This is a genomic window from Emticicia fontis, assembly GCF_054779675.1.
Map to the genome: position 1 here is coordinate 132603 of NZ_BAAGXU010000001.1, position 13372 is coordinate 145974.

General features: G+C 39.5%; 12 protein-coding genes. 9 read left to right on the top strand and 3 right to left on the bottom strand.

The features are described from left to right. The first annotated feature begins 2 nt into the window (after positions 1-2). From ACYVFA_RS00525 to ACYVFA_RS00555, 7 genes are all read left to right on the top strand, one after another. Positions 3-947, top strand: a complete 945-nt coding sequence (locus ACYVFA_RS00525) for an ADP-ribosylglycohydrolase family protein (RefSeq protein ID WP_460469825.1) — start codon at positions 3-5, stop codon at positions 945-947. A 6-nt stretch (positions 948-953) separates the two neighbouring features. Then, positions 954-1880 (top strand): ADP-ribosylglycohydrolase family protein, encoded by a 927-nt coding sequence (locus ACYVFA_RS00530; RefSeq protein ID WP_460469826.1) that lies wholly within the window; start codon positions 954-956, stop codon positions 1878-1880. Between the two features lie 126 nt (positions 1881-2006). Then, entirely contained in the window at positions 2007-2549 is a 543-nt protein-coding gene (locus ACYVFA_RS00535; RefSeq protein ID WP_460469827.1) for an RNA 2'-phosphotransferase, read from the top strand. After that, complete coding sequence (locus tag ACYVFA_RS00540; protein WP_460469828.1) at positions 2546-3280, top strand: metallophosphoesterase family protein; 735 nt, start codon at positions 2546-2548, stop codon at positions 3278-3280. The genes ACYVFA_RS00535 and ACYVFA_RS00540 overlap by 4 nt, the downstream gene beginning before the upstream one ends. A gap of 20 nt (positions 3281-3300) precedes the next feature. After that, positions 3301-4755: a nicotinate phosphoribosyltransferase gene (locus ACYVFA_RS00545; protein WP_460469829.1), complete on the top strand. Its 1455-nt coding sequence runs from the start codon at positions 3301-3303 to the stop codon at positions 4753-4755. 213 nt (positions 4756-4968) lie between these two features. After that, positions 4969-5745, top strand: coding sequence for a hypothetical protein (locus ACYVFA_RS00550; protein ID WP_460469830.1), 777 nt, complete (start codon positions 4969-4971; stop codon positions 5743-5745). A gap of 131 nt (positions 5746-5876) precedes the next feature. Then, positions 5877-7691, top strand: a complete 1815-nt coding sequence (locus ACYVFA_RS00555) for an acyl-CoA dehydrogenase family protein (protein ID WP_460469831.1) — start codon at positions 5877-5879, stop codon at positions 7689-7691. A gap of 69 nt (positions 7692-7760) precedes the next feature. Here the strand turns inward: ACYVFA_RS00555 and ACYVFA_RS00560 are convergent, their stop codons facing one another. The 3 genes from ACYVFA_RS00560 to ACYVFA_RS00570 form a co-directional block, all read right to left on the bottom strand. Next, positions 7761-8885: a Kelch repeat-containing protein gene (locus ACYVFA_RS00560; protein ID WP_460469832.1), complete on the bottom strand. Its 1125-nt coding sequence runs from the start codon at positions 8883-8885 to the stop codon at positions 7761-7763. A 75-nt stretch (positions 8886-8960) separates the two neighbouring features. Next, positions 8961-9983, bottom strand: a complete 1023-nt coding sequence (locus tag ACYVFA_RS00565) for a DUF4249 domain-containing protein (RefSeq protein ID WP_460469833.1) — start codon at positions 9981-9983, stop codon at positions 8961-8963. Positions 9984-9988: 5 nt separating this feature from the next. Then, positions 9989-12340, bottom strand: coding sequence for a TonB-dependent receptor (locus ACYVFA_RS00570; protein WP_460469834.1), 2352 nt, complete (start codon positions 12338-12340; stop codon positions 9989-9991). Positions 12341-12578: 238 nt separating this feature from the next. On the opposite strand from ACYVFA_RS00570, the gene ACYVFA_RS00575 reads away from it, so the two are divergent. Together ACYVFA_RS00575 and ACYVFA_RS00580 are read left to right on the top strand one after the other, a co-directional pair. Further along, a complete protein-coding gene (locus tag ACYVFA_RS00575; protein WP_460469835.1) occupies positions 12579-12911 on the top strand; it encodes an ArsR/SmtB family transcription factor in 333 nt (110 codons plus the stop codon). After that, positions 12901-13341, top strand: coding sequence for a hypothetical protein (locus ACYVFA_RS00580; protein ID WP_460469836.1), 441 nt, complete (start codon positions 12901-12903; stop codon positions 13339-13341). Before ACYVFA_RS00575 ends, ACYVFA_RS00580 begins: the two co-directional genes overlap by 11 nt. Positions 13342-13372: the final 31 nt, after the last annotated feature.

Here is a 13372-nt window from a genome sequence, read left to right on the forward strand (position 1 = left end):
CCATGAAAAGTCTGATACATAGTGCCTTGTTTGGAGTGGCCGTAGGCGATGCTTTAGGGGTTCCGTTTGAGACAGAAGCCAGAAGCTACTTAAAGAAAAATCCAATTACCCAGATGAGAGGCTTTGGAGTCCATGCCCAACCAGCAGGCACATGGTCTGATGATAGCTCGCTTACTTTTTGTTTAGCAGAGAGCTTGTGTAATGGCTATGATATAGAAGATACGGGTCAGAAGTTTGTTCAATGGTATACCCATGGATATTGGGGAGCACATTATACCCTTTTTGATATTGGAGGCACGACAAAACATGCCTTAGAAAGAATCAGGAAAGGTCAATCGGCTAAATTTTCGGGTAATTTATTTGAGGATGATAATGGAAATGGTTCTTTAATGAGAATCATGCCTATTGTTTTTTACCTGAAAGATGAAACAGATTTAAACAAAATTATTCAGATTGTCAGGGAGGTTTCTTACATCACTCATGCACATTTTCGCTCGGTATTTGCCTGTTTTATTTATGTGGTTTTCAGCCTGCAATTAGTAGCCAAACATAGTAAAGAACAAAGCTATTTAAATACCAAACGTAGAATAAATGAGTTTCTGAAAACTACCAATTTTAATCCTGAAGAAGTTGCCTTATTCGATAGAATTTTACAAGAGGACATAAGCCGGTTTCCTGAAAATGAAATAAAATCATCAGGCTATGTGCTGGATAGTTTAGAGGCTTCTTTATGGTGCTTAATGAATAGCAATTCTCTTGAAGAAACCATTTTGAAAGCAGTTAATCTGGGAGGTGACACTGATTCAACGGGAGCAATTGCCGGAGGTTTAGCAGGATTGCTATATGGCTACGAAAATATTCCTTTGGAATGGATTAATACGCTGGCAAGAAAAGATGATATTGATGATTTATGTAATAGACTGGCTTTAAAACTAAATCAATTTTAAGCTTTGATGAATAGCCCCATTACACACGAACAAAGATTATCGCTAGCCCGGAAATCACTGAAAGGTATTTCGATAGGCGATGCCTTTGGCGATAGTTTTTTTGGGAAAGAAGAGGAGATTATTATGGTTATTCAACAACACAAAATTCCCTCTACGCAATGGGAGTTTACAGATGATACTGTTATGGCAATTGCGCTCTATCAATCTCTGGAAAGGTATAGAGTAATCAACCAGGATTTTGTGGCACAGCAATTCAAAGAGAACTATTTTAAAGATATTAACAGAGGCTATGGTCCATCTATGCACAGTTTTTTCAGAGAGATAAAGGAAGGAAAACATTGGCGGGATATTTCATATAGTAAGTTTGAGGGCATGGGTTCTATGGGCAATGGTGGCGCCATGCGCGCAGGAGTAATTGGTGCTTATTTCTTTGATGATTTGGAAGAAGTAAAAACCCAGACAAAACTCTCTTGTGAAATCACGCATACAAATATTGAAGCCATTGAGGGCGCAAAAGCTATCGCTATAGCTACTGCTTTAGCTACACAAAAGAGATTTCTTTCTATCAATTTTACTGAACAGGCATTTTTGCAGCAGATTTATGACGAATTAGAAGACTCTGACTTAAAGAGTAAGGTTAACAAAGCCATTTCACTAGAAGGAGATTATAGTATTGAAACGCTGGTTTACGCTTTAGGTAATGGTATAAAAATGACCGCACAAGATACTGTCCCACTAGCTTTATGGTGTGCTTCAAGATACCTTACTGATTTTGAAAAGGGTCTATGGAAAACGGTTTCAGCTTTGGGTGATAGAGATACAATTTGTGCTATGGTTGGAGGAATATTAATCATGTCGGTAGATGAAAGCACTATCCCTACTACTTGGTTAGATAGTGTTGAAAAATGGGAGAAGAGTATATTTAATTTTTAAGGATAAAATTCCGATTCTCAATCTATTTATTTGCAAGTTTCACCAACCAATAAAAATTCACTCACATTCTCTCCTCTATCCATTATTATCATTTATTTACTGCTTAGTTTTAAAATCGAATAACACATGACAGAAGAACATAAAAAATCAATCAGCAAATTTCTCAGTCTGGTGCTCAGGCATCAGCCACTGGAAATTGGTCTGATACTCAACGAAAACGGCTGGGCTGACGTAGCAGAATTAATGCAGAAATCAGCTACAAAAGGCAAACGTTTTTCGATGGAAGAATTAGAAGAAATTGTAACAACCAATGATAAAAAGCGTTTTTCTTTTAACGGAGACAAAACCCAAATCCGCGCGAATCAAGGACATTCAGTAGAAATAGATTTGGCGCTACAGCCTGTTGCACCACCGGAGGTACTGTATCACGGCACAGCGCAAAAAAATCTGGACTCTATTCTTGCAAAAGGTATCCAGAAAATGAATCGCCAGTATGTGCATTTGAGTAAAGATACAGAAACCGCCCATAAAGTGGGGGCAAGACATGGTAAGCCTGTGATTTTGACTATTAACGCAACCCAGATGCAGCAGGATGGTTTACTATTTTATCAGTCAGATAATGGTGTCTGGTTGACTGACTCAGTAGACCCGAAATACATACAGCTATGAAATCCAGAACTTTAGTGATAGGAGATATACACGGTGGTTTAAAAGCCTTAAAACAGGTACTCGAAAGAGCTTCTGTGACAGAACAAGACACCCTCATTTTTCTGGGCGATTATGTAGATGGCTGGAGTGAATCTGCCCAGCTTATTCAGTTTCTGATGGAGTTAGACCAGAAACAGTATTGTATATTCATTAAAGGCAACCATGATACCTGGTGTGAGGATTGGCTGAGAGAGGGTGAGCTGGATAAAACCTGGTTTTTTCATGGAGGAAAATCAACCTTGAAAAGTTATGAACTTCTTGAAGATATTGAGCGGGAAGCTCATCTGAATTTCTTTGAATGGATGAATCTTTATCATGTAGATGAAGAGAACAGGCTTTTTGTTCATGCAGGTTTTACTTCAATACACGGACCTTCTCATGAATTTCATTCATCCAATTTTAAATGGGATAGAACGCTCTGGGAAATGGCCTTGACGATGGATAAACATATAAGAAAAGATTCAAAGCTTTACCCAAAAAGGCTATTGCAGTTCAAAGAAATTTTTATCGGGCATACACCTACACTTAACTATGATGTTACAGTACCAATGAATGGTTGCAATGTCTGGAATGTAGATACTGGCGCTGCCTTTACTGGAAGCCTCACCATTATGGATATAGACACCAAAGAATTCTGGCAAAGTGACCCTTTACCGAGCCTGTATCCAAACGAAAAAGGAAGAAATAAATAAATTAATATAAGCAATCAGCTATGAATCCTTTATTATTAACCGATGGCTATAAAGTAGACCATCGCAGACAATACCCAGCAAGTACAAGCTTAGTATATTCTAACTGGACACCCAGAAAAAGCCGATATGAAAATATTCAGGAAGTGGTGTTCTTTGGTTTGCAATATTTTCTTAAAAAATATATCATCGAAGACTTTACCAATCACTTTTTCAATCAACCAAAAGAAGTGGTTGTCAATCAATATGCGCGTTTTATTAATAATTATCTGGGAGAAAATCAGGTAGGAACTGCCCATATTGAAGCCTTGCATGATTTAGGCTATATCCCAATGGTTTTCAAGGCATTGCCTGAAGGTGTAAGTGTGCCTGTTCGCGTGCCTATGTTTACGATGTATAATACCAAGCCAGAGTTTTTCTGGTTGACCAATTATTTCGAAACCTTGCTTTCAACTGCCATCTGGGTGCCTTGTACTTCGGCCACCATAGCCAAACAATACCGTAAAATTCTGGATAAATATGCGCAAGAAACCTCATCAGTACCTGAGTTTGTAGATTGGCAGGCACATGATTTTTCGATGCGTGGCATGGGCTGTGTCGAGGCCAGTATAACTTCCGGAGGAGGGCATTTGTTGAGTTTTACGGGTACAGATACGATTCCTACCTTGCTCTTTTTAGAGCATTATTACAATGCCAATTCAGATAAAGAACTCATTGGTGGCTCTGTAGCTGCTACCGAACACTCGGTTATGTGTATGGGGACTAACGAAGGTGAATATGAAACTTTTAAACGTCTGATTACAGAAATATATCCGAAAGGTATCGTATCCATTGTGTCTGATACCTGGGATTTATGGAAAGTCTTAACTGAATATCTGCCTGCCTTGAAAGATGAAATTACTAATAGAGCAGGCAAAGTAGTAATCCGCCCGGATTCAGGCGACCCAGTGGATATTATCTGTGGAAATCCAAATGGAAAGACCATTGAAGAAAAGAAAGGAGTCATTGAATTGCTTTGGGATACCTTCGGTGGTACTACCAATGCCAAAGGCTATAAAGAATTAATTCCTCAGATAGGCGCTATTTATGGCGATAGTATCAACATGGAGAGAGCTACCCAAATTTGCGAAAGATTGAAACAAAAAGGTTTTGCCTCCACTAATGTAGTTTTAGGGGTTGGTTCCTACACCTATCAATTCAATACCCGTGACACTTTCGGCTTTGCCATGAAAGCTACCTATGGTGAAGTAAATGGAGAGGGCAGAGAAATCTATAAAGACCCTATTACTGACGATGGCACAAAAAAATCTGCCAAAGGTCTCATACAGATTTACAAAGATGAGAATGGGCATTATCACCTAAAAGACCAATGTACCTGGGCCGAAGAAAAACAAGGAGAATTAAGAGAGGTTTTCAGAGATGGGAAACTATTGATTGATGATTCATTGGCTGAGATTAGAAAGAGAATAAAAGGTTGATAATTTTATATAAAAATCAGCTAAGAAGACTTCTTAGCTGATTTTTTGTGTATGACGATTTTTTAAATCGTCGCCTAGCAAGTAAGGATAACCAGTGTTATTTTCTCTTTTCGTAGCAAGACGATAAAATTCTACCGAATTTTGACGATTTGAAAAATCGTCATACACATATCAATTGTATATTTGCTGATAAAAACAATACACATCATTTCAATGAAAAAACTGCATTATCTGCTTCTTATAACTTTAGTCGTTTTATTAAATGCCTGCGATAGTAGTACCAGCGAAAGCCAAAAAACATTGTCAGACATATCAGGTCACTGGATTAGCAGAGATTATCTGATTACACTAGATAAAACCCTATCTCCTCAGGGAGTAGCCGAGCAGTTTCCTTTTTATGAAACCGAGCTGTTATTAAATAGCCATACACCCGATTCTATCACCGTCTTCAACGGACAGGTAGAAACCTTTACCCTACCTTTCAAAAGAAGCGGTGATACCCTGCGCTTGAAATTAAACCAGGATCCCTTCACCGAAATCATCTATAATCCAACCAGAAAAACCCTCTCCTTTTTTGATAAATCCCTGAACCGCACTTATACTTTCATTCGGGCAGATAATAGTCTGATTGACAAGAATGTAAAACCCTCAGCGGCTTTTCAGGCTGCTGTTAATAAAAGAGTTTTGGAAGGAAACTGGCATATTATTCAGGCCGATACGCTTGGCACTTTGCTACAATTCGACCGTTTCGGGCAGATAAAAGGCTGGGACAAATACCTCACTTATACGCTTTGTATCAATGGCGATTGCGCTGCCAATGAAGACGGAGACATTATTATACTTAACAATAATGGCATTGCTGATGAATATGGTTTCCACTCAAAAAATGATACTGTTACACTCTTTAAACTCATTCAGACCAACGATGCCGACGAAAAACCCGTTTACAAAAACGGTGAAGCACTACACCGTTTAGTCCGTAAAAAATAAGCTTTGCTAATCCTCTAAAAAAAATCAATAGTATGCTTGCATAATATTTTTAAAATTCTTTATCTTTGTAACAGTATGCACGCATAACAATTGCGATACTGTCTATTCTGACAAAAATTACTATTAATACTATGGTAGCAACTGAAAATAAGGCCTCTATTAAAGGAGGAGAGTTCTTGATAAAAGATGTAGAAGCACATCAGATTTTCATTCCGGAAGAGTTTTCAGAAGAACAACTAATGATTGCCGAAACCTGTCGCGATTTTTTGCGTACAGAAATCCATCCACGTCTCACTGAAATTGATAATGCTAAATCTCCTGAGTTGATGTCGTCATTGATGACTAAAGCCGGAGAACTAGGATTACTAGGCACAGCAGTACCGGAAGAATACGGTGGATTTGGCATGAGTTTCAATACCTCTATGCTTGTGGCAGAGGCATTGGGACAAGGTCATTCGTTTTCAGTTGCGCAGTCAGCCCATACGGGTATCGGTACTTTGCCGATTGTATATTATGGTAACGAAGAGCAAAAAGCTAAATATTTACCTTTATTAGCCACAGGCGAATGGAAAGCAGCCTATTGCTTAACAGAGCCTGATTCAGGTTCTGATGCCAATTCAGGTAAAGCAAAAGCGGTTTTGTCTGCCGATGGCAAGCATTATATCATTAACGGACAAAAAATGTGGATTACCAATGGTGGTTTCGCAGATTTGTTCATTGTTTTTGCTAAAATTGACGATGGAGCGACGGCTCCCGATAAAAACTTGACGGCCTTCATCATCGAAAAAACTTTTGGTGGTATCACCATGAATGAGCCTGAGCATAAACTAGGTATCAAAGGCTCAGATACCCGCCAGATTTTCTTCAACGATTGCCATGTGCCCGTTGAAAACATGCTTTCAAGCCGTGGAAATGGTTTTAAAATTGCCGTAAATATCCTGAATATCGGTCGTATCAAATTAGGTATTGCCGTAATCGGTGGTTCGAAAGGTTCAATAGGTCATGCCATTAATTACGCCAACGAGCGCAAACAATTTGGTGTTTCTATTGCTACTTTCGGGGCTATCAAATATAAACTGGCTGAAATGGCAACCCGTATTTTTGCTTCTGAATCTGCTAATTACAGAGCCGGACAAAATATTGATGATGCTATTTTAGACCTGAAAGCACAAGGACTGAACGATGCCGAAGCGAAACTAAAAGCTTTGGAGCAATTCTCGATTGAGTGTGCCATTATGAAAGTACATAGCTCAGAGGTATTAGATTATACCGTTGACGAAAGCTTGCAGGTATATGGCGGTATGGGTTATTCGGCTGATGCACCAATGGAGCGCGCTTATCGTGATGCCCGCATCAACCGTATTTTTGAAGGCACCAACGAAATCAACCGTATGTTGATTATTGATATGCTTCTGAAACGCGCCCTGAAAGGAGAAATCGATTTGATGACACCTGCGATGGCCGTTGCTAAAGAAATTATGTCTATTCCTGATTTTGGAGCCTCAGACGATGATACCCCATTCGCCGCAGAAAAGAAAGTCTTGAAAAACCTGAAAAAAGCTGCTTTAATGGTAGCAGGTTCAGCCGTACAGAAATTCATGATGGCCTTATCTAACGAGCAGGAAATCCTGATGAATCTGGCAGATATGGCTATTGAGATTTATGTTGCCGAATCAACTTTATTAAGAGTTGAAAAACTGATTGGCATTAAAGGTGAAAGTGCAGTAGCCCTACAAAAAGACATGGCCTTGATTTACTTGCAGGAAGCCGTAAACAGAGTGAATACCGCTGGTCGTGAGGCTATCACTTCATTTGCCGAAGGCGATGAATTGAGAGTGATGCTGATGGGCTTGAAGCGTTTTACTAAGATTGAACCATTTAACCTTAAAAATGCACGCCGCCGTGTAGCGGAAGCCATGATTGAGGAGAATAAATATATATTCTAAAGATTTTAAAGCTCAAATAATCAATAACTAAAAACCAATAAACCGTCTTTCATTTTGGAAGACGGTTTTTTATTTCCGGCTCGGCACAAACTCCCAGAAGTCTGATACGCCAATATATTTCTCTGTATTGATTTTGGTAGCGCCTACATAATAGCCAAAACCCATATAGACTTTTCCTGATACCTTACCCGTAGCTATTTTAATATTGCCACTACCCGGATAGGTAGCAAATTTAGTCCATTTATCAGTCACCGGGTCATATTGCCAGATGTCTCTGAAACCCTTGGCTTCTGTTTTACTTTGTCCGAGTCCATAATAGATTTTATCTTTTACGCCAAAAATGCACCCTTCATATCGATCATCACCAGGGAAATCTGCTTTTCTGACCCAGGTATCGTCTGCATCATTGTATTGATAAAACTCTCTGGTAGGTATCTTTTCGCTTTCACTCTCTGATAGCAAAAAGCCCACTTCCTTTTTATTCACCTCAGCCGATGCCATCGCAAACTTCCCAAGAAAACTATAGGGAAATGGCTTACGTTTCTCATATACCCGAATCCTGCTGATAAACCACAGTTGTTTACCTGCATTATTTTCAATAAAATATCCGCCATTATTTACCATGCAGCCTGTTAATACACCCTTGCCCACTATATCGCCAGTCTGATTGAAATCTGTTATCATCCAGGAATCCAGATAATAGTTCATACCATCAGGAAAACTTTCGTTGAAATAATAGCCTCCGCCAAACAATGAAAAGTATTCTACTTCTCTTCTGCCAAATACTGCAAACGGCCCCAACAACAGAGAGCCAAATCGCGGATTGCCCTCTATCTTCTTGAGGTTCCAGAAATCACCGTCTGGTGCATAAGTACCTGTTATAGTAGTTTGTGCATCAATATTACCCATCATGTCAATCCGGCTTTTGTTATCAACTGCCAGATGGTCATTAGTTGTATCGGGCCTGCCCAATACACAGGTATACAGGTTTTCTGATTCAGTTTTTACTACACCATCTGTAAAAGAATAGGAAACGGGCGAATTAAGTTTTCGCCACATGGGTGAGTCTGGTGTGTAAACCGGAGCTTCTTCTAAAGTAGGCGACTCATCTATTAATTCAGCAGGATTCTTTTCACAAGCAACGATGCTTGCAATCAGGCTACCTAATAATACTGTTTTAATTATATTCTTCATAATTGTTTCTTAGTTTTAAAACCAGGGCTAAAATCCAACCCATCAATTGCCTTGATACAAAAGCTATAAATACCCCTACTGCCATACTACTGGCGGTGTACAGCCATACCCCGGATAGGCTGTCTGGCAATTGGTAGTAGGTTTCTCAGCAGGTATTAAAGGCGGTAAAAGCCCGAAACTAGGCTCATCAGAAAAACTAACCGATGATGGGTCTACTGTCAGGCGTTTAGTACTGACTCCTGAAACACCAAAAAAGCCCAGAGCAAAATCCTTATCATCTTTTTCATTGACAATGTTCCCGATAATAGTCGAAGGTAAAGGGTCAAAAATACTTCCCGTACGTGTTCTTTGTTCTTCATACTGCTGCCAGAAAAGATAAGACTCTTCCGAAATCGACATCTGTTTTACTTCAATATAATGTTTTGCCAAGGGTGCATCAGGGTCAATAGGCGAAAAATGTACCAGACGTTTCTTTATTTCTTTACCGTTGATATAAGTATCTGCAAAAACATTAGCACCATCATCGCGGTTATACGCCCAACACGAAAAAGCACAGGTATTAGCACCGCCACCTTTGGTGATTTTCAAAGAAATCGAATAGCTCTTCCAGCGATAATAATCCACTGAGTTTTCGGCATCTTTGGTATCTATATAAGTACGCACAAAGCCCTTTGTTTTATCGGCATAAATATTCGAGATAGGCGATACTCCTTTCATTAATTGTGGCTTGGTAATATATACCTTGCCATCAGGCATTTCAATACGCAACGAGTACGAACGCCCCACCTGACACCGGAACTCATTATCTGTCTGATACAGGGCCGGTTCATAAATATTCTGACGAAAACGCACCGAATTGCCCGCATCATCTGTCAGAATAACTCTCGCCCCATTTACAGCCAATCTGGAAGTAATGATGCTGCCAGAAACAAATTTGCCTGAATAGCTCAAGCGAAGATTATAAGGTGGAACTTCGTTGGTTATTTCACCATCAACTACCAGTACAGGCGTTTCATTCCGGTAAGGTAATTCTACCTGTTCTACACATGATAGCTGAACAAGGATAGCGGCAATTATGAATAATATATTTCGTTTCATCTTTTTTAAAAATTGTAAGTAACAGCCACCGCAGGTATGATATTTCCGAAAACAGATAAACGATACGCACGAATAGAATTATTATAGCGCACAAAATAAACTGAGTACGGATTCCGACGCCCGTAGACATTATAAAACGAAAGCGCGATAGTATAATATTTCTTCTGCTCAGGGGTTTTGCGGGTATCTTTCAATAAAGACATATCCAGGCGATGGTAATCAGGAATACGGTCTAAATTTCTTGCCGAATAATCAATGACTGTTTTACCTAATAATCGATAAGTACGGTCAGGATAAGTAGCCGGACGGCCAGAGGCATAGACATAATTGGCAGAGAATGTCCAGCCATTACTGATAAATTGCTGAATAGACAGCGCCAGATTATGTGGTTTATCAAAGGTAGACGGAAACCACTGGCCTTTATTGATTTGCTCAGTCGGGTAAGGAGAATTAACTCTTGCCAGCGTTCTCGAATAAGTATAAGATAAACTACCTTTCAGACGACCTTTGTTTTTCTGAATACTCCCTTCAATTCCATAGGCATTGCCAATAGCTTTTAATAATTCTGTTTCAATAGTTGGGTTAAAATATAACCTTGCTCCATTCTTATATTCTACCAGATTCTGAATGTCTTTATAATACGCTTCAATCGAAGTCTCATAGGTATTGTCTTTAAAGTTTTTGAAAATACCTATCGATAACTGGTCGGCAATCTGCGGTGGAATATGCGAATCAGACACTTTCCAGAAATCAACCGGAGAAATGGCAGTTGTATTCGAAATCAGGTGCAGATACTGGCGCATCCGGTTATAGCTGAGTTTGATAGCCGAGCTTTTGGTAATGGCAAACCGGAGTGATAAGCGTGGCTCTATCCCTCCATATTGTTTAATCAGCTGATTTTTGGCGTATGATACACTATCCGTAATACTTTGCGTAGTGCGAGATTGCCCTTCGGCATAATTAAAAACCTGCTTCGGCCCTAAGTTCTGAAAAGTAGAATAACGAGCGCCTGCCTGTATACTTATTTTTGGGGTAATCGACCAGTCTATGCTGATATAAGGAGAAATCTCACGGGCAAATTCTTTAGGCAGATTCAGGGTGATGATGCTTGAAGTACTTACATCCGGCTTTAAATTACCCGGACTAATGCTATAATCCACGGCATTGACCCCGATTTCGGCTTTTGTCTGGTCTTTAGGTGTGTATAAAGCAAAGGCGCGCAATTCATTATGCCTTATATTTGAGTTAAGCGTAAATTCATAATCTTTTCTACGGCCTTGTGTGCCAAAATCGTAGTTGCAATAAATACCCTGCACATTCACCGTAAGTGTTTTACTGATCAGGCTGCTATATTGCAAACTCAGGCTTTGCGTTTTGGCATAGTAGAGTGTATCGTCGGCAAACTTGAAATTATCGTAGCTTCGATAACTATTCAGCGTCAGGATATTTTTAGGATTAATTTTGTATTGTACTTTTCCGTTGAAATCATAGAAAAAGGCTTTGCTCTTATCAGTAGGCTCAGGAAACTGACTAATCATGAAATTAGGATATGCTACCCGACCCGCTACCATAAAGGTAAGCTTATCTTTCAGAATCGGCCCTTCTAATACTACTTTGCTAGTAATCAGACCAACGCCAACTGAGCCTGTTAGTTTTTCTGCATTGCCACTTTTGGTGTTCATTTCCAATAGCGAAGATAAACGTCCACCATATTGTGCAGGAATACCACCCTTATATAAGGTTACGCCCGATAAGGCATCAGAATTGATACTACTTAAAAAACCCAATAAGTGTGATGTATTATAGATAGGCATTCCATCCAGCAGAACCAGATTCTGGTCAACCCGCCCCCCTCTTACATTAAAACCACCTGCTCCTTCACCCACGGTCGTGATACCAGGTTGTAGCGTAAGGGCTTTAATAATATCCGTTTCACCAAATACCACCGGAATCTTTTTCAGGTTTTTCATTTCCAGCTTCACTACTCCCATCTGGGTTTCTTTGATGTTCCGGTCTTCTTTAGTAGCTTTTACTTCCACTTCAGCCAGCTCGTCTACACGTAGATTGAGTTTAATATCTCTTGTAAGATTCTGATTCAGATTGATATTAAAAGATTCGATTTTATACCCTAAAGCCCGGACAGTTACAGAATAACCGCTTTTAGGTAGATAGATAGTAAATTTCCCACTGCTATCGGTTAACGCTCCTCTGGTAATGCCTGAGAAAAATACGCCTACCCCCGGTATGGGTTGTCCGCTGGTGGCATCGGTTACAGTACCGGAAAAAGAAAATCTACCCTGAGCAATAGCACTAAAAGTCAATAGAAGAAAAAGACCACAGAGTAATGCTGTTTTCATAGGTGCAGGTGCTAGTAAAATAGATAGGTAAAGTATTGTCTTATTCCAAAAGTACAAATAAATCTTTCTTAAACCAATTTTCGGCAACCGTGTATAGACGATACTCATAAAAGCTCTGATAAGCCCTCACTTTGCATGGATAAAATCTCTTTTATAAAAAATATCAGAAAATATTTGCGCAACCGAAGAGTTGCATTTATATTTGCAACCGATTAGTTGCATTAACAATGATACGAATATGAGACGAGACGTTTTTCAGGCCATTGCCGACCCCACCAGAAGAGAAATTATTGGCGTAATAGCCAAACAGGCATTAAACCTGAATTCAGTAGCCGAAACCTTTGATATCAGCCGTCAGGCAGTTTCAAAGCATATCAAGATACTGACCGAATGCGGACTGATTGTGATTCAGAAGCAAGGACGAGAAAATTATTGCATAGCCAAACTGGAGAAATTAAGTGAGGTAGCCAACTGGGTAGAGCAATACAAACAGGTATGGGATCATAAGTTTGATGCATTGGATAACTTATTATATAAACTTCAAAAAGATAATCAGAACAATGAAGGTTAATACACTTAAAAGCATTGGCGCTATTGTAGCCGGCTTTCTTATAAGTAGAATATTATCAGGTTTTACTACTTACTTGCTTTCAAAAAATGGGATTTTCATCAATGAATCAAATGAAAGCCCTTGGCTGGTTCCGATACTTTTTTTCTTATGGCACAAAATATATGGTGTAGTAGGTTCTTATCTTGGAGCGAAATTAGCGCCAAAGGAACCCATGGCACATGCCTTGATCATTGGATGTCTTCACTTGGTGTTGAGCCTGATAAGCTATCTCTATGTATGGCAGACTCGCCCAAGCGGCTCTTTCTCATGGTATCCAATCTTAGCTTTGGTGCTAATTCTGCCCTGTGCCTGGTTAGGTGGAAAACTAAACGATTGGACGACCCATTCGCTAAAAACAACAAACGTAAACTCACCCTATAAAAACCCATAACTAACAAATACTTTACTCACACAAAACTTCT